22 protein-coding genes are annotated in these 24,569 nt (G+C 67.1%); 8 read left to right on the top strand and 14 right to left on the bottom strand.

What is annotated here, in order from left to right; genetic code table 11:
* Positions 1-151: 151 nt before the first annotated feature.
* The 4 genes from rimO to AC1DEL_RS04405 all read left to right on the top strand — a co-directional run bounded on the left by rimO (position 152) and on the right by AC1DEL_RS04405 (position 4,766).
* Entirely contained in the window at positions 152-1,543 is a 1,392-nt protein-coding gene (rimO, locus tag AC1DEL_RS04420) for a 30S ribosomal protein S12 methylthiotransferase RimO (RefSeq protein WP_369823384.1), read from the top strand.
* Positions 1,544-1,646: 103 nt separating this feature from the next.
* Positions 1,647-2,831, top strand: coding sequence for a beta-ketothiolase BktB (gene bktB, locus AC1DEL_RS04415; protein WP_477125291.1), 1,185 nt, complete (start codon positions 1,647-1,649; stop codon positions 2,829-2,831).
* 32 nt (positions 2,832-2,863) lie between these two features.
* The gene (locus AC1DEL_RS04410; protein ID WP_092292944.1) at positions 2,864-3,466 is read left to right on the top strand and encodes a hypothetical protein; all 603 of its coding nucleotides are present in this window, start codon (positions 2,864-2,866) and stop codon (positions 3,464-3,466) included.
* Positions 3,467-3,554: 88 nt separating this feature from the next.
* Positions 3,555-4,766 carry a cystathionine beta-lyase gene (locus AC1DEL_RS04405; protein WP_477125290.1) on the top strand — a complete coding sequence of 404 codons (1,212 nt, stop codon included), beginning with the start codon at positions 3,555-3,557 and terminating at the stop codon, positions 4,764-4,766.
* Between the two features lie 49 nt (positions 4,767-4,815).
* Here AC1DEL_RS04405 and AC1DEL_RS04400 read toward each other — a convergent pair whose 3' ends face one another.
* From AC1DEL_RS04400 to mfd, 6 genes are all read right to left on the bottom strand, one after another.
* A complete protein-coding gene (locus AC1DEL_RS04400) occupies positions 4,816-6,447 on the bottom strand; it encodes a PepSY-associated TM helix domain-containing protein (RefSeq protein WP_441591143.1) in 1,632 nt (543 codons plus the stop codon).
* Positions 6,448-6,457: 10 nt separating this feature from the next.
* Positions 6,458-6,748 carry a hypothetical protein gene (locus AC1DEL_RS04395; protein ID WP_177219880.1) on the bottom strand — a complete coding sequence of 97 codons (291 nt, stop codon included), beginning with the start codon at positions 6,746-6,748 and terminating at the stop codon, positions 6,458-6,460.
* The gene (locus AC1DEL_RS04390) at positions 6,745-7,053 is read right to left on the bottom strand and encodes a hypothetical protein (protein WP_441591141.1); all 309 of its coding nucleotides are present in this window, start codon (positions 7,051-7,053) and stop codon (positions 6,745-6,747) included. The genes AC1DEL_RS04395 and AC1DEL_RS04390 overlap by 4 nt, the downstream gene beginning before the upstream one ends.
* Before the next feature lie 176 nt (positions 7,054-7,229).
* A complete protein-coding gene (gene serB / locus AC1DEL_RS04385) occupies positions 7,230-8,084 on the bottom strand; it encodes a phosphoserine phosphatase SerB (protein ID WP_477125289.1) in 855 nt (284 codons plus the stop codon).
* 89 nt (positions 8,085-8,173) lie between these two features.
* Positions 8,174-9,388, bottom strand: coding sequence for an acetylornithine deacetylase (argE, locus tag AC1DEL_RS04380; protein ID WP_092292953.1), 1,215 nt, complete (start codon positions 9,386-9,388; stop codon positions 8,174-8,176).
* 45 nt (positions 9,389-9,433) lie between these two features.
* A complete protein-coding gene (mfd, locus tag AC1DEL_RS04375) occupies positions 9,434-12,883 on the bottom strand; it encodes a transcription-repair coupling factor (RefSeq protein ID WP_477125288.1) in 3,450 nt (1,149 codons plus the stop codon).
* Between the two features lie 171 nt (positions 12,884-13,054).
* Between mfd and ispD the strand changes: the two genes are divergently transcribed.
* Both ispD and ispF read left to right on the top strand, forming a co-directional pair.
* Positions 13,055-13,807 (top strand): 2-C-methyl-D-erythritol 4-phosphate cytidylyltransferase, encoded by a 753-nt coding sequence (gene ispD, locus AC1DEL_RS04370; RefSeq protein WP_477125287.1) that lies wholly within the window; start codon positions 13,055-13,057, stop codon positions 13,805-13,807.
* A gap of 21 nt (positions 13,808-13,828) precedes the next feature.
* Complete coding sequence (ispF, locus tag AC1DEL_RS04365) at positions 13,829-14,335, top strand: 2-C-methyl-D-erythritol 2,4-cyclodiphosphate synthase (RefSeq protein ID WP_477125286.1); 507 nt, start codon at positions 13,829-13,831, stop codon at positions 14,333-14,335.
* Positions 14,336-14,356: 21 nt separating this feature from the next.
* Here the strand turns inward: ispF and AC1DEL_RS04360 are convergent, their stop codons facing one another.
* From AC1DEL_RS04360 to ompR, 6 genes are all read right to left on the bottom strand, one after another.
* Positions 14,357-14,938 (bottom strand): GNAT family N-acetyltransferase, encoded by a 582-nt coding sequence (locus tag AC1DEL_RS04360; RefSeq protein WP_092292959.1) that lies wholly within the window; start codon positions 14,936-14,938, stop codon positions 14,357-14,359.
* 215 nt (positions 14,939-15,153) lie between these two features.
* Positions 15,154-15,675, bottom strand: a complete 522-nt coding sequence (locus AC1DEL_RS04355) for a carboxymuconolactone decarboxylase family protein (protein WP_092292961.1) — start codon at positions 15,673-15,675, stop codon at positions 15,154-15,156.
* A 124-nt stretch (positions 15,676-15,799) separates the two neighbouring features.
* The gene (locus AC1DEL_RS04350) at positions 15,800-16,348 is read right to left on the bottom strand and encodes a peroxiredoxin (protein ID WP_092292963.1); all 549 of its coding nucleotides are present in this window, start codon (positions 16,346-16,348) and stop codon (positions 15,800-15,802) included.
* A 300-nt stretch (positions 16,349-16,648) separates the two neighbouring features.
* Complete coding sequence (tcuC, locus tag AC1DEL_RS04345; RefSeq protein WP_477125285.1) at positions 16,649-17,947, bottom strand: tricarballylate/proton symporter TcuC; 1,299 nt, start codon at positions 17,945-17,947, stop codon at positions 16,649-16,651.
* A gap of 158 nt (positions 17,948-18,105) precedes the next feature.
* On the bottom strand, positions 18,106-19,455 hold the full coding sequence (locus AC1DEL_RS04340; RefSeq protein WP_092292967.1) for an ATP-binding protein: 1,350 nt from the start codon (positions 19,453-19,455) through the stop codon (positions 18,106-18,108).
* Positions 19,456-19,480: 25 nt separating this feature from the next.
* A complete protein-coding gene (gene ompR / locus AC1DEL_RS04335; protein WP_006576352.1) occupies positions 19,481-20,203 on the bottom strand; it encodes an osmolarity response regulator transcription factor OmpR in 723 nt (240 codons plus the stop codon).
* Between the two features lie 331 nt (positions 20,204-20,534).
* Between ompR and AC1DEL_RS04330 the strand changes: the two genes are divergently transcribed.
* Positions 20,535-20,852, top strand: a complete 318-nt coding sequence (locus AC1DEL_RS04330) for a hypothetical protein (RefSeq protein WP_441591137.1) — start codon at positions 20,535-20,537, stop codon at positions 20,850-20,852.
* A 12-nt stretch (positions 20,853-20,864) separates the two neighbouring features.
* On the opposite strand, the gene AC1DEL_RS04325 is transcribed toward AC1DEL_RS04330, so the two are convergent.
* On the bottom strand, positions 20,865-22,127 hold the full coding sequence (locus tag AC1DEL_RS04325) for a Zn-dependent hydrolase (protein WP_477125284.1): 1,263 nt from the start codon (positions 22,125-22,127) through the stop codon (positions 20,865-20,867).
* A 60-nt stretch (positions 22,128-22,187) separates the two neighbouring features.
* Positions 22,188-23,024 (bottom strand): presqualene diphosphate synthase HpnD, encoded by an 837-nt coding sequence (gene hpnD, locus AC1DEL_RS04320; RefSeq protein ID WP_441644420.1) that lies wholly within the window; start codon positions 23,022-23,024, stop codon positions 22,188-22,190.
* 360 nt (positions 23,025-23,384) lie between these two features.
* On the opposite strand from hpnD, the gene AC1DEL_RS04315 reads away from it, so the two are divergent.
* Positions 23,385-24,566: an efflux RND transporter periplasmic adaptor subunit gene (locus AC1DEL_RS04315; RefSeq protein ID WP_477125283.1), complete on the top strand. Its 1,182-nt coding sequence runs from the start codon at positions 23,385-23,387 to the stop codon at positions 24,564-24,566.
* The last annotated feature ends 3 nt before the right edge of the window (positions 24,567-24,569 follow it).

Below are 24,569 nucleotides of genomic sequence, written 5' to 3'. Positions count from 1 at the left end.
CCTGGAATGAGGCGCGCGCGGCGATGTCGTTTGTCATGAAGCGAGTGGCTCCCGCTTCTGCATCACGACGCCCAATTGCCCGCCCTGGGTTAGAATTCGCCCCACCTTCGGCCTTGCGCCGGCCCCCACAAGATGCAGTCAGGAAGTACAAGTGAAAAGTGACGAAAAATCAACGGCTTACGCGGCCGGCGTAGCCAATTCGCCCCGCGTGGGGTTTGTCAGCCTGGGCTGTCCGAAAGCGCTCGTGGATTCCGAGCAGATCCTGACCCAGCTGCGTGCCGAAGGCTACGCGATCAGCGGTACCTATAACGATGCCGATCTGGTCGTGGTCAACACCTGCGGCTTCATCGACGAAGCCGTGCAGGAGAGCCTGGACGCCATCGGCGAGGCCCTGACCGAGAACGGCAAGGTCATCGTCACCGGCTGCCTGGGGGCCAAGAAGGATGCGGCCGGGCATGACATCGTCTCGTCGGTCCACCCGAAGGTGCTGGCCGTGACCGGCCCGCATGCGCTGGGCGAGGTCATGCAGGCCGTCCACACGCACCTGCCCAAGCCGCACGATCCGTTCACGGACCTCGTGCCGCCGGCCGGCATCAAGCTGACGCCCAAGCACTACGCCTACCTGAAGATCTCCGAGGGCTGCAATCACCGCTGCTCGTTCTGCATCATCCCGTCGATGCGGGGCGATCTGGTATCGCGTCCGGTGGCGGAAGTGATGCTGGAGGCGGAAAACCTGTTCAAGTCGGGCGTCAAGGAACTGCTGGTGATCTCGCAGGACACCAGCGCCTATGGCGTGGACGTGAAGTACCGCACCGGTTTCTGGAACGGCCGTCCGCTCAAGACCCGCATGACCGAACTGGTCGGCGCGCTGGGCGAGCTGGCCAGCCAGTACGGTGCCTGGGTGCGCCTGCACTACGTGTACCCCTATCCGCACGTGGATGAGATTATTCCGCTGATGTCGCAGGGCAACGTGCTGCCGTACCTGGACGTGCCGCTCCAGCATGCCCACCCGGACGTGCTCAAGCGCATGAAGCGCCCGGCCAATGCCGAAAAGACGCTCGATCGCATCCGCGCCTGGCGCGAGATCTGCCCCGAGCTGACCATCCGCAGCACGTTCATCGCCGGTTTCCCGGGCGAGACCGAGGAAGAGTTCCAGACGCTGCTGGACTTCATCGCCGAAGCCGAACTGGACCGCGTGGGCTGCTTCGCCTACTCGCCCGTGGACGGCGCCACCGCCAACAACCTGCCCGGCGCGCTGCCGGACGCCGTGCGTGAGGAGCGCCGCGCGCGCTTCATGGAAGTGGCCGAGGAAGTTTCCGCACGCCGCCTGCAGCGCAAGGTTGGCCAAACGCTGCGCGTGCTGGTGGACGAAGTGAACCAGGATGGCGGCGTGGGTCGGTCGTCGGCCGATGCGCCCGAGATCGACGGTCTGGTCTATATCGACCCGGCCGCGAAGCCCTCGCAACGCTACAAGACCGGCGACTTCGTCCACGTGAAGATCACCGGTGCCGATGGTCACGACCTGTGGGGTGAAGTGGTCTAAAGATCACTGTCGGGTCCGGGACATTAGGTAAAAGTACGGTCGTTCGTTTTGGGGTGGCCGGGACTATACTGTGCGCCGCAACATGAACTCATGGAGACAAGACATGACGCGTGAAGTGGTGGTTGTCAGCGGTGTGCGCACCGCAGTTGGCACCTTCGGCGGCAGCCTGAAGGACCTGGCCCCGACCGATCTGGGCGCGCTGGTCGTGCGCGAGGCGCTGGCCCGCGCCAATGTGTCCGGCGATGACGTCGGTCACGTGGTATTCGGCAATGTGATCCAGACCGAACCCAAGGACATGTACCTGGGCCGCGTGGCGGCCGTGAACGGCGGGGTGTCGATCAACGCCCCCGCGCTGACCGTGAACCGTCTCTGCGGCTCGGGCCTGCAGGCCATCATCAGCGCTGCCCAGACCATTCTGCTCGGCGATGCCGACGTGGCCATCGGCGGTGGCGCGGAGAGCATGAGCCGCGCGCCGTACGTGGCGCCGATGGCGCGCTGGGGCGCGCGCATGGGCGATGCCAAGCTCGTCGACATGATGCTCGGCGCGCTGCACGACCCGTTCCACGCCATCCACATGGGCGTGACGGCCGAGAACGTGGCCAAGGAGTACGACATCTCGCGCGCCCAGCAGGACGAGGCTGCGCTGGAGTCGCACCGCCGCGCGTCCGCCGCCATCAAGGCCGGCCATTTCAAGGACCAGATCGTTCCCGTCACGCTGAAGTCGCGCAAGGGCGATGTCGTGTTCGACACCGACGAGCACGTGCGCCACGACGCCACCATCGACGACATGACCAAGCTCAAGCCGGTCTTCGTCAAGGAAAACGGCACGGTGACGGCTGGCAATGCGTCCGGCCTGAACGACGCGGCCGCCGCCGTGGTGCTGATGGAGCGCGCCGAAGCCGAGCGCCGCGGCCTGAAGCCGCTGGCGCGCCTGGTGTCCTACGGCCACGCCGGTGTGGACCCGAAGACCATGGGTATCGGCCCGGTGCCGGCCACCAAGATCGCGCTCGAACGCGCCGGCCTGACGGTCAAGGATCTCGATGTAATCGAAGCCAACGAAGCCTTCGCCGCCCAGGCGTGCGCGGTGACCAAGGCGCTCGGCCTCGATCCGGCCAAGGTCAACCCGAACGGCTCGGGCATCTCGCTGGGCCATCCGATCGGTGCCACCGGCGCACTGATCACCGTCAAGGCCGTGCACGAACTGCAACGCGTGCAGGGCCGCTATGCGCTCGTGACGATGTGCATTGGCGGTGGCCAGGGCATTGCTGCTATCTTTGAGCGTATCTGAGTCCTGATCCGGGGTTTGCCTTGCTGCGTCCGATGCCTTTCCGCCTGACCGTTGTGGCCGCGTTTGCGGTGTTCGTCCCGCTGGCCGCCCAGGCGGCTGGCGGCGAGTCGTTGTCGACGGGTGGGCAGGGCAGTCTCGGCATCAACGACGCGATCCGCGCTGGGGAAGCCCGGCGCGGGACGTCGCTGTCTTCGGGCCCGGTGGGCTCGCTGGCGCCGCGCTCCGAGTACGCGAAGTTCCCGGTCTACGTCGGCAACGTCGGCGACAAACAAGTGCGGCTGCGCGTGGGCGCCAAGACCGACACCCGCGACAGCCTGCAGGGCGAATACGCGTCCGGCGACGGCAAGGGCGGTGTGCGCCTGCTGTCCGGCGAATGGAACGAAGGCGCCTTCCTGATGGAAGAGTCCGATGACGGCACGCGTGTCTCGGGCAACTGGGAAGGCCGTATCGACCAGAATGGCGCGGTGAGCGGCACCTGGACCGACGCCTTCAACCCGGCCATCGTGCTGCCGTTCTTCATCCGCCCCCTCGGCGGCTATCTCGTCATTCCCCCGTTCGACATGCGGCCCAGCAGCGGCGTCACCTACGCGCCGCTCGTGCCGAAATCCTCGATCTCGATCGGCAACTCGCGCTGACATCGGCGTGGTGGCCCCTCGGCCACCCCGGCATTTGCTGGTAAGCTCGGACGTCTGATCCGACCTCCCGCAAAACGAGGAACTCGCCGTGTCCGACCATTCCCAATCCGACTCGTCCCGCTATCTCCAGACGCTCGCCGTCCAGCCCGAACTCGATATCGCGCCGGGCTTTGATTCGTTTTCCACGCCGACCTATCGCGGCTCGACCGTGGTCTTCCGCAATCTGGACGAATTGCGCGCCTATGGCGACCCCACCAAGACGTACTGGCGCTACGGCCTGCACGCCACGCCCACCAGCGAGGCGCTGTGCCAGCAACTCGCCCAGATCGAAGGAGGCCGGCAGACCCTGCTGCTGCCGTCTGGCATGGGCGCCATCTCGCTGGTCTATTTCGCGTTCCTGAAGTCGGGCGACGATGTGCTCGTGCCGGACAACGTCTACGGCCCCAATCGCGACCATGGCGAGTGGCTGGCCCGCGAATTCGGCGTGAGCGTGCGCTACTACCATCCGATGGCGGGTGCCAGTATCGCCTCGATGATCCAGCCGAACACCAAGCTGATCTGGCTCGAGTCGCCGGGCTCGGTGACGATGGAGGTGCCCGATACCGAGGCCATCGTCGCAGCGGCCAAGGCGCGCGGCGTGCTGACGGCCATCGACAACACATGGTCGGCGGGGGTCTACTTCCAGCCGTTCGCGAAGGGCATCGACGTCTCGGTGCAGGCGCTGACCAAGTACCAGTCGGGCGGCAGCGACGTGCTGATGGGCGCCGTGATCACGGCCGACGAATCGCTCCACAACCGCCTCAAGCGCACGCGCATGGTGATGGGCTGGGGCGTGTCCGCCGATGACTGCTTCCTGGTCCTGCGCGGCATGGCGAGCATGCCGGTGCGGCTGGCCGCGCACGACCGCGCCGCACGCGAGATTGCCGAATGGTTGACCAAGCGGCCCGAGGTGACCCGCGTGCTGCATCCCGCGCTGCCCGATTGCCCCGGCCATGCCGAATGGCGGCGTGACTTCACCGGCGCGAGCGGGCTGTTCTCGATCATCCTGCACAGCCGTTTTGGGCGCGAGCAGGTGGATGCCTTCGTCGAGGCGCTGAAGCTGTATGCGATTGGCTGGTCGTGGGGCGGGGCGCACAGCCTGGCCGTGCCGTACCACGTGGAGGGCATGCGCCCGGCGGGCACGTGGCCGCCGGCTGGCTGGGAAAATGCGGGGGAGCTGGTGCGGCTCTACATCGGCCTGGAAGATTCACGCGATCTGATCGCGGACCTGAAACAGGCGATGGAAAAGCACCTGCGCTGAAGAGGGAAGCAGAAGGCGTCCCTCCCCGAGGGGGAGAGACGCCGGCACATCAGGACGCGTCGGCCTTGCGCAGGGCCGGCTGCGCGGCTTGCTCGGACGTAGCCGGGCGCAGCGCCCAGACCGATTCCGCCGGGCCGTTGTGCGCGCGCCGCTGGGTGGCGCGGGCCAGCACCACATAGCCCACTGCCAGCGCGATGGCGCCGATATCGAAGCCCGCCACACCCCAGCGCCCGTGCAGGGCGGCCACGACGAAGTGGTCGCCGGTCAGCAGGGCATTGGCGAGCGGCACAGTCAGCGAGGCCAGCGCCGCCACATAGAGCAGCTCGACGGCCGCCCGCACCGGCGGACGCACCAGCGACCAGCCCACCGCCAGCAGGAACACCGGCCAGAACACATAGCTCACGGCGCGCTCAGGCCACAGCAGCGCGGCCGGGAAGCACAGCGCCACGCCGATACAGGTGCCGATGCACACGCCCACGGTGGCCTGCGCCAGCAGTCGATGCACGCGCGGCTGCTCGGCCTGGCGCGTCTTGCGGCGCGACTCGATCCACAGCAGGTTGCCCGAATAGAACAGGAACGCGCCCGCCAGACCGGCCAGCAGGTACAAGATCCGCACGGGCAGGTTGCCGTAGGTGCCGTAGTGCAGCGCGAAGACGCCGCTATACAGCGTGTGATTGGTGTCGCGCGCGCCGGGGGTCTGGTTGGCGATCAGCTTGCCCGCGTTCGGCTCGTTGGCCGCCGCGTGGATGCCCACCGAGCCGCCATTGCCGAGCGCGCGCTCGCTGTCGCCACGGACTTCCGCCACGGCATTGGCATCGCCATAGCGCTGGAAGCGGATGGCTTCCGGCGTGAAGCGTTCGCCGCCATGCTCGCGCGCGATGGCCAGCAGTTGCGCCGCCGGCATGGTCGGCGAAGGCCGTCCGGCCGCCGTCATTTCCGGCGTGGCCGCAATCGCGGTGGGCACCTGCTCGAACAGCTTGCCGTTGAAGGTGAGCGCGTTGAACACCATCACCATGACCAGCGACAGGCACAGGAACGCGCCCGTGACCGCGAACACCATGTGGAACGGCAGGCTGAACAGGCCGATCACGTTGTGCGCGTCCATCCAGAACCGCTTCAGGTTGCGGCCCGGCCGCACCGCGAAGAGGTCCTTCTTGAGGCGCGGCAGGTGCAGTAGCACGCCGGACACCAGCGCCAGCCCGTACAGCACCGAGATCACGCCCATGAAGTAGGTGCCGTTCTGGCCCAGGCCGAGCGAGTAGTGCAGGGAGTTCAGGAACGCCGACAGCTCGCCGGTCACGTGGTCGAGCGAGGTGTTGCGCTGCGCGGCGGCGTCGCCGTTCAGCGCCGTGCCATTGATGGTGTGCCACGCACCGGCCTTGTCCTGCCAGTAGGCGTTGAAATCGGGCTCTTCCTTGCTCGGCAGGGCCACGTAGACGCTGGCGGCGGCATCCGGATGCACGGCCACCAGCTTCTGGACGAAGGCGTCGACGGCCGGGCCCTCCACGTGGACCTCGGTGGCGTGACGGCCTTCCAGGCGGGCCGGGTTCTGCCAGATGTGCAGCTCGTGGTGGAAGATCGTGATGGCGCCGGCGAAGAAGGCGATGAAGAGCGCCCAGCCGGCCATCAGGCCGACCCAGGTATGCAGCGTCTGGTAAAGGCGGAGGGTATTGGGTTTCATGGAGAGGTCCTCACGACCCGGCCAGCGCGGACGCGGCGGGCATGGTGTTCGTCAGGCGCAGCGCCCACAGGAGGCCGAAGCAGATCAGGTTGGCGCCCCCCAGCCAGAGCCACGCGGCCGTGCTGGTGCGGAACAGCAGGCTCAGGCTGATCAGCGTGACCCAGGCGACGAAGCTGAGCAGCACTGCGGCGACCACGCCGCCATGCCAGCCGCCCGGCAGCCAGAGGATGCCCAGCGTGCACAGCGCGAGGGCCAGGGGCAGGCCCAGCAGTGTCCCGGCAAGCCATTTCGTGCCCATCATGCTGCGCTTCCTTCCCGGCGGGCCAGCCCGCGACGGTGGTGGACCCACGTGCCGATGAACGGCCACAGGGACAGGCTGCAGGTCAGCGAGACCAGCGTGGCGGCGATGGCCACGGGCCAGCCTTCGGGCACGCTCATGGTCCAGGCGCTGGCGACCGTCAGCAACAGGCCGAGCCAACCCAGCAGCCGGGGCGGCAGGGGCGCGCGGCCTTCACCGTCGGCGGAGACAAACAGAACCTGGTTCGGCGCAGCGAGGTACAAGCACGCAGCCGCCGCCAGTCCTAGCAATACAGCGAACGCTTGCATGCGGGCAACATCGGAATGGTTGGAACTCCGAATAATAATGATTCGTATTTGTTTTCACAAGGAAATCAATACGTTGCGGTACATTTCGGCGGCCGAACGGGGGTGGAGAACTAGGGGAAATGCGATGCGGGCGCCGCCCGGAGCCAATCTCCGGGCGGGCTGGGGGGGGCGGAGATTTAGTGCGGGAAGAGGTTCAGCAGGCCGTCCAGGCCGACGTGGTTGAACGCCACGCTGGCCTGCGCGCGCACCGCCGGCTTGGCCCGGAAGGCGACGGAGAGGCCGGCCACGGCCATCATCTTCAGATCGTTCGAGCCGTCGCCCATGACGATGGCCTGCGACACATCGGCGCCGATCTGCGCGCAGACCTCGCGCACCGTACGTGCCTTGACGTCCGCATTGACGATTTCGCCGACGACTTCGCCGGTGAGCTTGCCATCGACAATCTCCAGCGTGTTCGCGCGCGTGAAGTCCAGCTTCAGGCGCGGCTTGAGCTGGTCGGTGAAATGGACGAAGCCGCCCGACACCAGCAGCGTGCGCATGCCCAGCGCCTGCACGGTCTGCAGCATCCGCTCGGCACCCGGGGACAGGCGCAGGCGCTCCGCGTAGACGCGGTCGAGCACGCTGGCATCCAGCCCCTTCAGCAGGGCCACGCGGCGCCGCAGGCTTTCATTGAAATCGGTGATCTCGCCGCGCATGGCGGCTTCCGTGATCGCCGAAACCTCGGCCTTCAGCCCGCAAAAGTCCGCAATTTCGTCGATGCACTCGATCGTGATCAACGTCGAGTCCATGTCCATGGCCACCAGCCGGAAGTCCGAGAGCTTGCGCCCGGCCGGCACCACGGCCCAGTCGATGCCGCGTGGGCCGCAGGCTTCGTCCAGCGCCTTGTGCAGTGCGGGCGTCAGCGGGGCGCAGTCATCGGCGGCCGCGACGTTGGCCGCACGCAGCGTGAAGGCCGAAGCGTCGGCGATGGGGCGGATGGCGTCGAGATCGGCGGGCGACAGCGGGGACAGGCTCTGGAGAATCAGGGGCATGACGGCAGGGGGAAGTCGGGGCGGGGCGCGCAAAGCGAGGAAGGCGATATTGTAAGCGCACCGCCCTCCTGCTCAAACGCTCAAGCAGCTCAGGCGGCCACGCGCAGGCTGTCCACCACCTTGTGCAGGAAGGCTTCGCAGGCTTCCAGTTGGTCGAGGGCGACAAACTCGTCCGGCTTGTGGGCTTGCTGGATGTCGCCGGGGCCGCAGACCACGGCCGGGATGCCGGCGCGCTGGAACAGGCCGGCCTCGGTGCCATAGGCCACCTTGTTGGTGTCCCGGTCAGCGGTCAGCGCGCGCACCAGTTGCGTGATGGCGTCGGCCTCGGCAGCGTCGAGCGACGGCGCAGCGGCAATCTTCGCCAGCGTCAGCCCCGCGTCGGCATGTTCGGCGCGCATCTTCGGCAGCAGCACGCCATTCGCATATTCCTGAATCCGCGCGAAGATCGCCTCGGGATCCACGCCCGGCAGGTTGCGGAACTCGAACACGAACTCGCACAGCGCCGGAATGGTGTTCAGCGCGATGCCGCCCTGGATCGTGCCGGTGGAGGCGGTCGTGAACGGCACGTCGAAGGCTTGATCGTACGGGCCGTTGGCCTTGAATTCATCGGCGATGTCGCGGATGAAGCAGATCAGCCGCGCCGCGTATTCGATGGCGTTCACGCCCTTCGGCGTCAGCGACGAATGCGCGGCCTGACCCTTCACGCAGCAACGGTAGGCGTTGATGCCCTTGTGCGCGACGATCACGCGCATGCTGGTCGGCTCGCCGACGATGCAGCCGCCCGGCCGCACGCCACGGTCTCGCAATTCGGCCAGAAGATACGGCGCGCCCATGCAGCCGATTTCCTCGTCGAACGACAGCGCGTAGTGCACCGGCTCGCGTAGCCTGGCCTCCAGGATGGTCGGCAGCAGCGCCAGGCTTGTGCCGATGAAGCCCTTCATGTCGCAGGTGCCCCGGCCATAGAGCTTGCCGTCGCGGATCACCGGCTTGAACGGGTCGGTGGTCCAGTTCTGGCCGTCCACCGGCACCACGTCGGTGTGGCCGGACAGCACGATGCCGCCATCGGTGGCGCCATTGGCCGCCGGCACGGTCACGAACAGGTTGGCCTTGTCGCCCTGCGGGTTGTAGCTCAGGTGCGGCCGCAGCCCCTTGGCCAGGAAGTGGTCGCGCACGGCCTCGATCAGGCCGAGATTCGAATGGCGCGACGTGGTGTCGTACGACACCAGCCGCTCGGTCCAGTCGAGCGCACTGCCGCGCGGCTTGGCTGCGGTGGCGGAAGATTGGGCATTGGCGTGGGCAGGCATGGGGCGGAAAGATGATTGATTCGTCAAGGATGCGATCCTACACCGTCACGCCAGTTGCCGCAGCGTGTGCTTGATGGTCTGGGCGCGCACGGCCACATCGGGCATCTTGGCCTCGATGCGCAGCTTGTCCTGCCCGGCCAGCTTGATATGGCGGTTCTTTTGCACGAGGTCGATAATGCGGATGGCGTCGATCGGCGGGTTCGGCACGAACTGCATGCTGATGGTGGCCTCGCCCGCATCGATCTTGCGCACGCCCAGCGGCACGGCGGCGATGCGCAGCCGGTGCGTCTCCACCAGCGCCTGCGCCTGCGGCGGCAGGCGGCCGAAGCGGTCGATCAGCTCTTCCTGGATGTTGTCCACGCTCTCGGCCGTCTCGCAGTTGGCCAGCCGCTTGTAGAGCGACAGCCGTTCGTGCACATCGGCGCAATAGTCGTTCGGCAGCAGCGCCGGCGTGCCGAGGTTGATCTCGGTGGTCACCTGCAGCGGGGCCATCAGGTCCGGCTCCTTGCCGGCCTTGAGCGCCTTCACGGCGGCGTTGAGCATGTCCGTATAAAGCTGGAAGCCGATTTCGTGGATTTCGCCCGATTGCTTGTCGCCCAGCACCTCGCCGGCGCCGCGGATTTCCAGGTCGTGCATGGCGAGGTAGAAGCCGGAGCCGAGTTCCTCCATCTGCTGGATGGCCTCGAGCCGGCGCTGCGCCAGCTTGGTCAGGCCATCGACATCATGGACCAGCATGTACGCGTAGGCCTGATGGTGCGAGCGACCCACGCGGCCCCGCAGCTGGTGCAGCTGGGCCAGGCCGAACTTGTCGGCGCGGTGGATCAGGATGGTGTTGGCGGTCGGCACGTCGATGCCGGTCTCGATGATCGTCGTGCAGAGCAGGATGTTGTCGCGCCGCGCCACGAAATCGCGCATCACGCGCTCCAGCTCGCGCTCGTGCATCTGGCCATGGGCCACGGCGATACGCGCCTCGGGCACCAGTTCCATCAGCCGGGCGCGCTTGTTCTCGATGGTCTCGACCTCGTTATGGAGGAAGTAGACCTGCCCGCCGCGCTTCAGCTCGCGCAGGATGGCCTCGCGGATCACGCCGTCTTCCTCGCGTCGCACGAAGGTCTTGATCGCCAGCCGCTTCTGCGGCGCCGTGGCGATGACCGAGAAGTCGCGCAGGCCCTCCAGCGCCATGCCCAGCGTGCGTGGGATGGGGGTGGCGGTGAGCGTCAGCACGTCCACCTCGGCGCGAAGTGTCTTGAGCGCCTCTTTTTGGCGCACGCCGAAGCGGTGTTCCTCGTCGATGATGACCAGGCCCAGGCGCTGGAACTTCACGTCGTCCGAGAGCAGCTTGTGCGTGCCGATGACGATATCGACGGTGCCCTCGTTGATCTGCTTGATGGCCGCGTCGATCTCCTTCTTGGTCTTGAAGCGCGACAGCTCCACGATGCGCACCGGCCATTCGGCGAAACGGTCGGACAACGTCTGGAAGTGCTGCTCCGCCAGCAGCGTGGTCGGCGCGAGCATGGCCACCTGCTTGCCGCCGAGCACGGCCACGAAGGCGGCGCGCAGGGCCACCTCGGTCTTGCCGAAGCCCACGTCGCCGCAGACCAGCCGGTCCATTGGCTTGCCGGAGGTCATGTCGGCGATCACAGCCGAAATGGCGGCGGCCTGATCGGGGGTTTCCTCGAAACCGAAGCTTTCGGCGAAGGTCTCGTAGTCCTTGGGCTGGAGCGGGAAGGCAAAGCCCTGGCGCAAGGCGCGGCGTGCGTACAGGTTCAGCAGCTCGGCGGCGGTGTCGCGGATCTGCTGCGCGGCGCGGCGCTTGGCCTTGTCCCACTGGCCGGAGCCGAGGTGGTGCAGCGGCGCGGATTCCGGATCGGCGCCCGAGTAGCGCGAGATCACATGCAACTGGTGCACGGGCACGTACAGCTTGCTGCCCTTGTCGTAGTCCAGGTGCAGGAATTCCTCCTCGCCCTGGCCCAGGTCCATCGTCACCAGCCCCTGATAGCGGCCGATGCCATGCTCGCTATGCACCACGGGGTCGCCGATCTTCAGTTCGGCGAGGTCGCGCACCATCGAATCGACGGCGCTGGCCTGTTCCTGCTTGCGGCGGCCCGTGCGACGCGCGGTACCTGCGTAGAGCTCGGCCTCGGTCACGAAGGCCAGTTGCGCCTGCGGCAGCGCAAAGCCGCTCTGCAGCGGCGCCACGGCGATCGAGAAGTGCGCGTCACCGGCCAGATAGGCGGCGAAGTCGTCCACTGGCTGCGGACGCAGGCCGCTTTCGGCGAAGAGTTGCATCAACGTCTCGCGCCGGCCAGCGGAGTCGGCGCACATCAGCACGCGCGTGGCCTTGTTCAGCAGCAGGGCCTCAAGGTTGACCAGCGGGTCTTCGGCGCGGCGGTTGACCGAGACATCGGGCAGGGCAGCCGAGAACGGTGCCTGCTCGGCCGTGGCCTCGCGCTGCAGCACCACGCGCGCCAGCGGCTTGGCGGCTACGAAGAACTGCTCCTCGGACAGGAACAGGTCCGCCGGCGGCAGCAGCGGGCGTTCGCGGTCGTGCCGCATGAAGGTGTAGCGCTGGGTGGTATCGGCCCAGAAACGGCGGATGGCCTCGTCGATATTGCCTGCGAACGCCAGTTGCGTGCCGGCGGGCAGGTAATCGAACAGGCTGGCGCTTTCCTCGAAGAACAGCGGCAGGTAGTACTCGATGCCGGCGGACGGCACGCCGTTGCCAATGTCCTTGTAGATCGGCGATTTGGTCGGATCTCCCTCGAACACCTCGCGCCAGCGGCCCCGGAAGGCGGTGCGGGCGATTTCGTCGAGCGGGAACTCGCGCCCGGGCAGCAGGCGCACTTCCTTCACCGGGTACAGGCTGCGCTGGGTGTCGGGGTCGAAGGCGCGGATGGTCTCGATCTCATCCCCGAACAGGTCGATCCGGTACGGCAGGGCCGAGCCCATCGGGAAGAGGTCGATCAGCCCGCCCCGTACGCTGTACTCGCCGGGGCGCATGACCGCGCTGACGTGCTCGTAGCCGGCCAGTGTGAACTGGGCCTTGAGCGCGTTTTCGTCGAGTTTCTCGCCCTGCTTGAAGAAGAAGGTGTACGCGGCCAGGAAGGCCGGCGGCGCCAGCCGGTACAGCGCGGTGGAGGCGGGCACCAGCATCACGTCGCACTGGCCGGTCTGGATGTCGTGCAGCGTGGCCAGCCGCTCAGATACCAGGTCCTGGTGGGGCGAGAAGCTGTCGTAGGGCAGCGTTTCCCAGTCCGGCAGCAGCCGCACACGCAGTTCGGGCGCGAACCACGGGATTTCCTCGGCCAGGCGCTGGGCGTCGGTGGCGTTGGCGCACATCACTGCCAGCATCGGCAGGGCGCCCTTGTGTTGGCGCGCGTAGGCGGCTACCAGCAGGGCGTCGGCGGAGCCGGTCAGGCCGGCCACCGCGTGACGCATGCCGGGCTTGACCAGCGACAGGTTGGCGAAGGATGTGACAGCGTGGATGTCAGGCATTGGCAGCAAGGGCGATCGAAACGACAGCGCCCCGCCGGCAGCGCGGGCGGGGGTTGGCCATGATAGTCCGGCCCCGGAAGGGATCTCCGTGGCGGTGGACAAGGGCCGTATTATAGAATGCGCACCGGCCGGTCCGCCGCCCGTCTTATTCCTACTTCGCCCCGCTACCCTGTGTCTGCTCGCCGCTTCGCCCTGATTCCCTGTGCCGGTACCGGCAGCCGCGCCGGCGGCCACGTCGCCAAGCAATACCAGACCGTGGCCGGCCACCCGATGATCTGGCACGCGCTGGCCGCCTTTTCCGCCTGTGAGCGCATCAGCGCCACCGCGCTGGTGCTGGCGCCGGACGATATGCCGCTGGAATCGCGCTTCGGCGCGGAGGCGTTCGCGGGGCTGCGCTTCGATACCGCCTTCGTGGGCGGCGACACGCGCCACGCCTCGGTGCTGGCCGGCCTGCATCACCTGGCCCAGCTCGGCGCCACGGACAGCGACTGGGTGCTCGTGCACGATGCCGCCCGCCCCGGGCTGACGCCGGCCATGATCGACACGCTGATCCGCGCCGTGGAGGCCGACGACGAGGCCGATGCGGCCATCGGCGGCATTCTGGCGGTGCCGGTGCCCGATACGCTCAAGCGGGCGGACGAAGGCGCCCAGGTTGGCGTGCGGATTGGCGCCACCGTGCCGCGCGAAGGGCTCTGGCAGGCCCAGACCCCGCAGATGTTCCGCGTAGGCGTGTTGCGCCAGGCGTTGCAGGAGGCGCTGGCCGCCGGCGCCGTGGTCACCGACGAGGCGAGCGCCATCGAGCGCCTGGGCCTGCATCCGCGCCTGGTCAACGGCTCGCTGCGCAATTTCAAGGTCACCTACCCCGAGGATTTCGCGCTGGCGGACATCCTGCTCGCGCCGGCAGCCCCGCTGGCTGACCGTTAAGCATTTTTCAGAGGAGTCGCATTGAATCCGTTCGATATCCGCATTGGCCAGGGCTATGACGTGCACGCCCTGGTGCCGGGCCGCAAGCTGATCCTGGGTGGCGTGGACATTCCGCATGACCGTGGCCTGCTCGGCCATTCCGATGCCGACGCGCTGCTGCACGCCGTGACCGACGCGCTGTTCGGTGCCGCCGCATTGGGCGACATCGGCCGGCATTTTCCCGACACGGACCCGAATTTCGCCGGTGCCGACAGTCGCGTGCTGTTGCGCGAGGCGGCCCGGCGGGTGCGCGAGGCCGGTTACGAGATCGGCAACGTGGATGCCACGGTCATCGCACAAAAGCCAAAACTGGCGCCGCATATCGGCGGCATGGCGGCGAATCTCGCGGAAGACCTCGGCCTGCCCGTCACGCGTTGCAACGTGAAGGCGAAGACCAATGAGAAGCTGGGGTTCGAAGGGCGCGAAGAGGGCATCGTCGCGCAGGCCGCGGTGCTGATCTACCGCAAGGCTGGCGACGTTCAGGATTGAAGCAACTGCGCGATCAGACAGTCAGACCGGGGGTGGCGACGGTAGCGGCGCTTCCTCGGGCAGGATCGCGAAGGTGTAGTCGTTCAGGCGCGCCATGGCGCCGCTGCGTGCGCCGGCTTCGGTCCGTTTCTGGAAGCCCATCTGCTGGCAAAGTTTGTTGGCGGAGGCCATCTCGGGCATGGTCCGCACCACCAGCGCACTGGCGCCGATATCGCGCGCCCGCTGGATGCAGATCTGCATCAGCCGATGTCCCAGCCCCTGGCCACGCGCCTGCGGGCTGACCGACAGCAGCCGTGCCTCGGGCTGCGTCAGCGTCACGGTGCTGTCGTCCAGGGCGGGCAGCGTGGCGCCCGGATGGCAGAACAGCACGGCACCGCTGATGCCGTGGTCGCTCTCGGCGACCCACCATTCCATGTCGGGATTGTCCTTTGCGGCCAGCACGGACTGCATGCCGCGCTGGAACGATGCGCGGCAATCTTCCATGATCGCAAGCTCATACTGCCCATAGGCTTGCTGCGTGACCGCTGCGATGTCGCCCCAGTCGTACGCCGCCGCCAGGCGGAAGCGAAAACGGGGGGAGGTATGCGAAGGCAAGGTACTCATGGCCTCTGTATCCGTGTCCTTGCGTGGATTGTAGGCCGGTCGCGGCACAAGTGCATGGTTCCCGATCGCCCGTTTGCGTGTCAGACAACATGCCGCCCAGCGTATTGACATCGTCTTGACATCAGGCTTTCGCGCTGGGGCGAAAAAAAACCTGCCGCCCCTTGCGGTGGCGGTAGGTTTTCCTGACCAGGCGGGCAATGCCTGCCCGGCAAGCCTTATTCTGCGGCGATCACGTTGGCGGCAGCCCCGATCACGGCGGCGATGCGGCCCACGTCGCGCAGTTGCTGCGCGCTCATGCCTTGCTCGGTCTTCAGCAACTGATAGTGCGACTTCACGCAGAAGTGGCACTTGCCGATGATCGACGCGGCCAGTGCGTACATCTCGAAGCGGCGCTTGTCCACGCCACCATGGGTAGCGTAGGCGTTCATGCGCAGTCCGGCGGGCTGGCTCGACAGGTCCGGGTCCTCGGCCATCTCGATGTACGGATACCAGACATTGTTCATGCCCATCAGCGCGGCAGCCGTCTGCGCAGCGGTGACTTCCTCCGGCGACAGCACGTTCGCATTGCGGATGGCATCGACGATGATCTTGCTCTTGGCGGCGAAGGCGGCGGCGAGTGCCACGCCCACGGCGTCATTGCCTTCCAGCGACGAGCGCGCGATCGTGCCATCCACATTCAGGCGGATGTCCTTCGCGTAGTCGGGAATGAGGTTCTTAATCGTGCTGAGGAATTCCATTTATTTCTCCTATCGTCCAGGGCTCAAAAAACCCGCATTTGCGGGCTTTGACGCGGAAGCGCCGGTTTGGCCACTTCCGCGCGCGCCGGTCCGCCCGGGGAGGGCGGTTGGCAGGTCAAACAAATTACAGCGTGGCGCCGCCGACAGCGCGGTTGCACGGGCACAGCTCGTCCGTTTGCAGGCCGTCCAGAATACGCAGGACTTCGTCCGGGCTACGGCCGACGTTCAGGTTGTTCACCGACACGTGTTGGATCACGTTGTCCGGATCGACGATGAACGTAGCGCGCAGGGCCACGCCGGCAGCCTTGTCACGCACGCCCAGCTGGTCCACCAGCGAGCCGGTCACGTCGGCGAATTGCCACTGGTTCAGCTTGTTCAGGTCCTTGTGTTCGCGGCGCCATGCCAGCTTCACGAACTCGTTGTCGGTCGAGCCGCCCAGCACGATCGCGTCGCGATCAGCGAAGTCGTCGTTCAGCTTGGCGAAGGCGACGATTTCGGTCGGGCACACGAAGGTGAAGTCCTTCGGGTAGAAGTAGATGATCTTCCACTTGCCTTCGAAGGACTTCTCGGTGATGTCTTCGAAAGCCGACTGGCCATTCTCTTCGTGGTTGTTGAAACCCGGCTTCACGCCAACGATTTGGAACGATTCGATCTTGTCACCAACGGTCTTCATCAACTTCTCCTGATACGGTTGAACAGAGTAACGCACGCGACACGCCGGGCGGGGTGGGGCAGCACGGGGCTGCAGAACGCCACGATACGGCATCGCAACAAAGCCAGATTATGACCTGTCCGATACGCGCAGGGCCAATTGATTGTCTCAAAGAGACCGATAGGCATCGGCCTTTCCCTGCACGGCGCGCGCCAAAGACGAACGGTGAGTATGCCATGTGCGGACGCACATGACGAAAGCCGCCACAAAAGTTTCATCTTGTGGCGGCGATCGGGTCGGGGCCGCATCAGGCCACGCGTATCAGGCGGTGCGCAGGGCGCCCTGCAGGCGGCGGGTGCGGAAGATGACCAGCGTGGCCACCAGGCCACAGGCGGCGGCGAACGTCAGCCACAGGCCCGGCGCGGCCTTGTTGCCGGTTTCGTGGATCAGGTAGGTGGCGATGGCGGGCGTGAAGCCGCCGAACAGCGCCGTGGCCAGGCTGTAGGCGAGCGAGAAGCCCGCCGTGCGCACCGCCGGCGGCATGATCTCGGCCAGCGTGACGACCATCGCGCCGTTGTAGCTGCCGTACAGGAACGAGAGCCACAGCTCCACCATCAGCAGGCGGCCGAAGGACGGCTCGGCCACCAGCCAGGACACGGCCGGGTAGGCGGTCAGCAGGGTGGCGATGGTGAAGATCACCAGCAGCGGCTTGCGTCCCACGCGGTCGGAGACAGCGCCCATCAGCGGCAGCCAGATGAAGTTGGAAAGGCCGACGCACATCGTCACGATGAGGTTGTCCACGTCGCCGAGCTTGAGCACGGTCTTGCCGAAGGTGGGCGTGTAGGCGGTGATCATGTAGAACGACACCGTGGTCATCACCACCATCATGCAGCCCGCGAGGATGATGCCCCAGTTGTCGAGCATCGAGCGGTAGATCTCGCGCATGGTGGGCTGGTGCTTGCGGGTGCGGAAGGCTTCCGTCTCCTCCAGCGAGCGGCGGATCATGAACAGGAATGGCACGATCAGGCAGCCGATCAGGAACGGCACGCGCCAGCCCCAGCTATCCATCTGTTCCGGCGCCAGCGTGGCGTGCAGGATCACACCCATTAGCCCGGCAAAGATCACCGCCACCTGCTGGCTGGCCGACTGCCACGCCACATAGAAGCCTTTCTGGCCCGGCTTGGCGATCTCGGACAGGTAGACCGATACCCCGCCCAGCTCCACGCCGGCCGAGAACCCTTGCAGCAGCCGGCCCGCCAGCACCAGCAGCGGCGCGGCCACCCCGATCGAGGCATAGCCGGGCACCAGCGCAATCAGCAGCGTGCCCATCGCCATCAGGATCAGCGTGAGAATCAGGCCCTTGCGGCGGCCATGGTGGTCGATATAGGCGCCGAGAATGATGGCGCCGAGCGGACGCATCAGGAAGCCGGCGCCGAAGGTGGCCAGCGAGAGCATCAGCGAGGCGAATTCGTTGCCGCTGGGGAAGAACGTACGGGCGACGGCGGCGGCGTAGAAGCCGTACACCATGAAATCGTACATTTCGAGGAAGTTGCCGCTGACGACGCGGAACACGGTACGGGCGCTGTGCTGGGAAGCCGGCGCGGAGGCGGTGCTGGACATGGCTGTCTCTCGGTCAGCGCCGGTGCGGCCGGCGACATGTTGTGGGATCGCAATGGCCGCCAGTGTGCGCCGCGGGGCTGTCAATGCCCTGTCAACCGCCTTTCAATCTGCTATCAAATGCTGTCGAAAACCTGTCAGTGCCCGCGCGGGGTGGCGCCTCATGCGCGCCGGAAGCAGGCGCGCACCACCAGCCCGGACTTGGGTGGCGGCCGATTGGCGAGCACCAGCCGCCCGCCGTTGCGCTGGAGGATGCGGTTGACGATGGACATGCCCAGCCCCGCGCCCTTGGCCTCGCTGCGCGCGCTGTCGAGCCGGTAGAACGGCCGGGTCAGCAGCGAGAGCTGCGCATCGGGCACGCCCGGACCGTTGTCGGCCACGGTCAGCACGGCGTCCTTGTCATCGAGCCGGGTGGAGATCTCCACCTCGGCCATGCCGCTTTCCTCGTCCTTGGCGTAGCGGCGCGCGTTCTCGACCAGGTTGTCCAGGATGCGCTGGATCTCCATGCGGTTGGCCACCGCCATGACCGGGCCGTTGGCGCGCACGTGCACGCGCACGTCGTCGTGCGCGGCATAGACGCCCACGGCGTCCTGGACCAGCGCGGAGAGATCCACCGGCTCCACCATTTCCTGGCCGGGCCGGGCGTAGTTGAGGAACTGGCCGATGATGGCGTCCATCTGCTCGATGTCGGCGATCATGGCGTCGCGCGTGATGTTGTCCACCGGCGACATCTCGGTCTCGAGCCGCAGCCGGGTGAGCGGGGTGCGCAGGTCGTGGGAGATGCCGGCCAGCATGACCACGCGGTCGTCGTCGAGCTGGCGCAGGTCGCGCACCATCTGGTTGAAGCTCCGGTTGGCCTGGGCTACCTCGCTGGCGCCATGCTCGCGCAGCGGCGGCGGGTCGCCGCCCGTGCCGATCTGGCGCGCCGCGTTGGCCAGCCGCTTGAGCGGGTAGTTCACACGTGCCGTGATAAAGGCCGCGCCGATGATCGACAGCAGCAGCGCGGCGATACTCCACCACAGCCACTGGATGCCCGGCACGCGCTCGAAGCGCTCCGGGCTGATGGCGACCCAGTAATCGTCCCCCTCGATCTCGAAGCTGACCCACACGCCCGGAATGTCATTGACGGTGGTGGCGAGCACGGTGTCCTCGCCCAGCCGCCCGCGAATCTCCTGCTGCACCAGCTGGGTCAGGAACGGGTTGGCCGTGGGCGCGGCGAAGTCGTCGTCCTTCTCGCGCGGATAGACCTTGATGCCTTCGTTCTGCACGAGGTCGAGCAGCAGGAAGCGCCGCCGCGCCGGGTCGGAATAGAGCAGGGCCGCGCGCGTGAGCTTGACCACGCTGACCACCTGCATGGCGATCTGCTGGGCGCGCGGTGCGCGTTCGAAGAGCCGGTAGCTCTGGAACCAGATACCCAGCGAGATCGCCAGCAACAGGGCGATCAGCATGAAGGTGCGCCAGAACAGCGAACCAAAGAACCGCGTTGCGGTACGGCCGAGAGCGGTCGCCACGATGCTGACTGCGGACGAACCGGGACTACTTCACGCCATCGGGAATGAAGACGTAGCCCAGGCCCCAGACCGTCTGGATGAAGCGGGGGTTGCCCGGGTCCGGTTCGATGAGCTTGCGCAGGCGCGAGATCTGCACGTCCAGGCTGCGGTCGAACACTTCGTATTCGCGGCCGCGGGCCATTTCCATGAGCTTCTCGCGCGAGAGCGGCTGGCGCGGATGCCGCGCGAACACCTTGAGCACCGAGAATTCGCCCGTGGTGAGCGTGATTTCCTCGTCGTTCTTGGTCAGCGTGCGGGTGGCCAGGTTCAGCACGAAATCGCCGAAGGCGAAGGTTTCGGGCGTCTCGGACGGGGCGCCCGGTACCTCGGCGGGACCCTTGCGGCGCAGCACGGCGTGAATGCGCGCGATCAGCTCGCGCGGGTTGAAAGGCTTGGGCAGGTAGTCATCGGCGCCCATTTCCAGGCCGACGATGCGATCGACGTCCTCGCCCTTGGCGGTCAGCATGATGATCGGGGTCTGATCGTTGGCACCGCGCAGGCGGCGGCAGATGGACAGTCCATCCTCGCCCGGCATCATCAGGTCCAGCACCAGCAGGTCAAACCGCTCGCGCAGCCAGAGCTTGTTCATGGCGGTGGCGTTTTCCGCCACCAGTACCGTGAACCCCTGCTCGCCAAGGTAGCGGCGCAGCAGGTCGCGCAATCGCGGGTCGTCGTCCACGACGAGAATCTTGTGGCTGGTATTTTCCATGGCGGTATCTTAGCGACTTACGCTTTCGCTCAAAATGGCTTAACAAAACGTTACATACTTTACCCTGTGGTATGGCGGCGTGCATCTTTTGTGCAATTACACTCCGCAAACCGTAGCCCGACGCCGATTTGGCGCGACGGGCATTCACGGTGACCAAGGGGCGTCCCATCTCTCTGACGAAGGCGTTGGCATAGTGCCTGCGTCGTCCTCCACGCGGATGTGCGACCACGGTCAAGACCGCCATTATCCAATGAAAGTGAAGCAAAACCGGCACGGACAAACCCTGCAACGCACGGCGTGCGTGCGGGCGGCTTGCCATGCCGGCGCGGCCATGCTCATCGTACTGCTGCCGGCGCTCGCGCAGGCGCAGTCGGCGGGCATGGCCCAGTTACTCCGCCCTGCCCAGCCGGGCCACGCCAGCGGTGGCGCACCTACCCCCGCCGTGCCGGGCAAGCCGGGCGGCGGTGAGCGCCTGGACCAGCGCGAGGCCCGCACCCGCGCCGAAAAGTACCGCACGGAGCGCGACATGGCCGACCGCGCCGGCCGCCAGGGCCCACCGGGCGGGCATCCCAAACTCTCGCCCGACGAGCGCAAGACGCTGCGCAAGAATCTCCAGGATCTCGGCCGCGAGATGTACGAAGGCGGCTGACCGCCCTCCCTATCAGTCCTGCGGTCGGAAATGTCGCAGGAAATCCACGAATACCTCGGCCGCCAGCTGCGCATCTTCCACGGTGATGGTTTCCAGCGGGTTGTGGCTGATGCCGCCATTGCCGCAGCGCACGAACAGCATCGCCACGTCAGTCATGCGTTGCATCATCATCGCGTCATGCCCGGCGCCGGACGGCAGCTCGAACGCCTCCAGACCGCGCTTGCGCAGCACCGCGCCGAACTGATCCATCAGCCAGCGCGCGCACGGCGCGTTGTTCACCGGCGTCACTCGTTCGACGGTGGCGGTCAGGCCACGGCGCGCCGCGATCCGCTCGATGCCCATCACGATGTCGGTGATGGCGGCTTCGCGGATGCCGTCCTCGCCGGCGCGGATGTCCATCGAGAACACGCACGCGGCCGGAATCACATTGCTGGAGCCGTTCGGCACCTGAAGCTGGCCCACCGTGCCGACCAGCGTCGGCACCTGCGCGCAGCGCGACTCCACCAGCAGGATCATCTCGGCGGCGCCGGTGGCGGCGTCGCGCCGCATGTCCATCGGCGTGGTGCCGGCGTGGCTGGCCAGCCCCTCCACCCGCACCTGGAAGCGGCTGCTGCCTGCGATCTGCGTGACGATGCCGAGCGCCAGGTCGCGGTGCAGCAGCACCGGGCCCTGTTCGATATGCACTTCGACGAACCCTGCCAGCGTGGCCGGATCGACCGCCGCGGCGCGCAGGGCGTCCAGGCTGCCGGCGCCGGGCAGGCCGGACTGGGCCAGCGCCTCGCGCATGGTCACCCCGTCCGGGTCCGCGCGGTCCAGCAGGGCCGGGTCGAAGCGGCCCGCCAGCACGCTGCTTGCCAGGAAGCTGGTCTTGAAGCGCAGCCCTTCCTCCTCGGCGAAGCCGACGATCTCGAAGTGATACGGCAGCCGGATGCCCGCCGCATGGAGTGCGCCCACCACCGCAATCGGCAGCAGGATGCCCAGCCGCCCGTCATACCGCCCGCCGTTGCGCACGGTGTCGAAATGAGAGCCGGTCATCAGCACCTTCGGCGCAGCCACGGCCGGATCGGCGGCATACCGCCCAATCACATTGCCGATGGCGTCCACGCGCACCGCCATGCCGGCTTCCTCCATCCACTGCACCAGTTGCGCCTGTGCCCGGCGATGCGCCGGCGTAAGGAACGCGCAGGTCAGCCCGTCCTCCATGTCGGAGTGGGCGGCGAGCGCGGCGGCGCGGTCGAGGATGGATTGGCCGAGCGAGGCGAGTACGGTAGTCATGGTGCGGATCGGGGTCGGGTCGGGATCAGTTCGGTTCGGTTCGATTCGGTTCGATGGCGGTCAGCGGTTGCGCAGCCAGGTCTTCCAGGCGATCCACAGCATGCGCATCGGCGTCAGGGCGATGCGCTGCGTCAGCACCTGGAACTGGCTGGCCTCGATCTCGTCGAGCTGGGCATGGGAGATGGCGGCCATCACCAGCGCGGCGCGCTGGGCGCGGCGGTCCTGGCGCGGCAGTAGCGCCAGCGCCTCGCGGTAGAGCGTGCGGGCCACCTCGGCCTGCTCGCGCATCAGGGCCACGAAGCGCTCGGAGTAGCGCGATTGCAGGATGTCGGCCGCTGGTACCTCGTGGCGCTGGAGCGTGTCCACCGGCAGGTAGATGCGGCCCTGGCGGGCATCCTCGCCCACATCACGGACGATGGTCGCGCGCTGCATCGACAGGCCTAGCTGGCGGGCGAAGTCCAGCGTGCGCGGATCGGAAAACCCCAGCACCCGGGCCGACAGCACACCCATGGCACCGCCCGCGCACTGGCAGTAGCGTTTCAAACCGGCTTCGTCGAGGTAGCGGGTCTGGGTCAGATCCATTTCCATGCCGTCCAGCATTTCAGAAAATTCGGATTGCGGCAGGCCGCACGGCGCAATATGGGGCTGCAGGGCCTGCGTGACCGGATGTGACGGTTGACCGTCATAGAGGCGGCGCAGTTCGCCGCGCCACCAGTCCAGCCGCTGGTGGGCTACGCCGGCGTCGTGGCTCTCGTCGATGATGGCCTCCAGCTCGCGGCGGAAGGCGTACAGCGCCGTGATGGCGCGGCGGCGTTCGGTCGGGAGGAACAGGAAGCTGTAATAGGGGAGGGAGCCGCCCGGGGCGGCCTTGTCCTGGCAATACTGATCGGGCGTCACGCCAATCTCTTTTTAATGCGGTCTGTGGGGCGATACGGACCGGCGCAGCGGGTCCGCGAAAGCGGCAAATTGTAACATCGCCCCCCGTCCACCCCGTGTCCGCCATTCGCGCCAAGTTTCGGCCCATTCGTCGCCCGGCGTTTGACGCACTCGGAGCCGCTCGTTATATTACTGACCGGCCAGTTATTAATTCCCCGGCAGGCACCCGCAGAAGGGTCCGCCGCGAGACGCTTTCCCCAATTGGCTGTTCCCCCGCACTCTCCAGCTTGTTCCGACGTTCCACCGACTCAAGACGCTTAACCCATGCCAGTGCCTTATGCCGGGCCGGATGTTGCGGCCGCCGACGTTGATGTTTCCCCGATGCCCGCCCGGACCCGCCGGACGCCGATGGTCGCCCTGCTGACCGTGGCGACGCTGGCGATCCTGGCCGGGCTGTCCGGCTGCGGGAAGAAGGCGGAGCCGGTGGAGTCCGTGCGGCCCGTGCGGCTGCTGCAATTGCATTCGGGTGCCGGGAAGACCGCATTCGAGTTTTCGGGCGAGGTACGGCCGCGCGTGGAGTCGCGCCTGGGCTTCCGGGTGCCCGGCAAGATTTCGGCCCGTCTGGTGGACGTAGGCGCCAGCGTCAGGAAGGGCCAGCCGCTGGCCCGCCTGGACCCGACCGACTTGGCGCTGGCGGAAGCCTCGGCGCGTGCCCAGTTCGATGCCGCCAAGACCGACCGCGATCTGGCCGACTCCGACCTGAAGCGCTACAAGGAGCTGGCCGCCAAGAATTTCATCAGTGCCGCCGAGCTGCACCGGCGCCAGGCCACCTACGATTCCGCCGCCTCGCGGCTGGAGCAGGCGCAGGCCAATCTGCGCAACCAGAGCAACCAGACCGGCTACGCCGTGCTCGCCGCCGATGCGGACGGCGTGGTGACGGCCGTCGATGCCGAGGTCGGCCAGGTGGTCACGGCGGGGCAGTCGGTGATCCGCGTGGCGCAGATCGCCGAGAAGGAGGTCGCCATCGGCCTCCCCGAGGATCAGGTGGACATGCTGCGCGGCATCTCCGACGTCACCGTGCGCACCTGGGCCGAGCCGGACCGCGCGCTGCCGGGCCGCGTGCGCGAGATCTCCGGCGCCGCCGATCCGGTCACCCGTACCTACCCGACGCGCGTCAGCGTGCCCAATCCGCCCGCCGACCTGCGCTTCGGCATGACCGCCGTGGTCACCTTTACCCGCACCGGCGAGTCCGCCGCCATCCGCATCCCGCTGACCGCGCTGCTGCAGGACCGCGGCACCAATCAGGTGTGGATCTACCAGGGCGCGGCCAGTGGCGGCACGGGCACGGTCAAGCCGGTGCCGGTGACGCTGGGCGACCCGCAAGGCAATGAAATCGAGGTGCGCCAGGGGCTGGCGCCGGGCCAGACCATCGTCACGGCCGGCGTGCACCTGCTGCAGCCGGGCCAGAAGGTCAAGCCGATGCAGAGCGCCACGTCCGCCCAGCCTGCCCAGTCGGCCCAGCCGGCCTCCAATCCGGGCGCCGCCGCCGGCAGCAAGGGCTGATCG

The organism is Cupriavidus sp. 10L43_2, assembly GCF_056395265.1.
The sequence above is the reverse complement of the archived record's forward strand: the minus strand, read 5'-3'. Positions and strand labels throughout refer to the sequence as shown.

Coding starts and splice junctions, on each gene's coding strand:
- bktB (WP_477125291.1), top strand. CDS start 1,647: ATGACGCGTGAAGTGGTGGTTGTCAGCGGTGTGCGCACCGCAGTTGGC.
- AC1DEL_RS04410 (WP_092292944.1), top strand. CDS start 2,864: ATGCCTTTCCGCCTGACCGTTGTGGCCGCGTTTGCGGTGTTCGTCCCG.
- AC1DEL_RS04400 (WP_441591143.1), bottom strand. CDS start 6,447: ATGAAACCCAATACCCTCCGCCTTTACCAGACGCTGCATACCTGGGTC.
- AC1DEL_RS04395 (WP_177219880.1), bottom strand. CDS start 6,748: ATGATGGGCACGAAATGGCTTGCCGGGACACTGCTGGGCCTGCCCCTG.
- AC1DEL_RS04390 (WP_441591141.1), bottom strand. CDS start 7,053: ATGCAAGCGTTCGCTGTATTGCTAGGACTGGCGGCGGCTGCGTGCTTG.
- serB (WP_477125289.1), bottom strand. CDS start 8,084: ATGCCCCTGATTCTCCAGAGCCTGTCCCCGCTGTCGCCCGCCGATCTC.
- argE (WP_092292953.1), bottom strand. CDS start 9,388: ATGCCTGCCCACGCCAATGCCCAATCTTCCGCCACCGCAGCCAAGCCG.
- mfd (WP_477125288.1), bottom strand. CDS start 12,883: ATGCCTGACATCCACGCTGTCACATCCTTCGCCAACCTGTCGCTGGTC.
- AC1DEL_RS04360 (WP_092292959.1), bottom strand. CDS start 14,938: ATGAGTACCTTGCCTTCGCATACCTCCCCCCGTTTTCGCTTCCGCCTG.
- AC1DEL_RS04355 (WP_092292961.1), bottom strand. CDS start 15,675: ATGGAATTCCTCAGCACGATTAAGAACCTCATTCCCGACTACGCGAAG.
- AC1DEL_RS04350 (WP_092292963.1), bottom strand. CDS start 16,348: ATGAAGACCGTTGGTGACAAGATCGAATCGTTCCAAATCGTTGGCGTG.
- tcuC (WP_477125285.1), bottom strand. CDS start 17,947: ATGTCCAGCACCGCCTCCGCGCCGGCTTCCCAGCACAGCGCCCGTACC.
- ompR (WP_006576352.1), bottom strand. CDS start 20,203: ATGGAAAATACCAGCCACAAGATTCTCGTCGTGGACGACGACCCGCGA.
- AC1DEL_RS04330 (WP_441591137.1), top strand. CDS start 20,535: ATGCTCATCGTACTGCTGCCGGCGCTCGCGCAGGCGCAGTCGGCGGGC.
- AC1DEL_RS04325 (WP_477125284.1), bottom strand. CDS start 22,127: ATGACTACCGTACTCGCCTCGCTCGGCCAATCCATCCTCGACCGCGCC.
- AC1DEL_RS04315 (WP_477125283.1), top strand. CDS start 23,385: ATGCCCGCCCGGACCCGCCGGACGCCGATGGTCGCCCTGCTGACCGTG.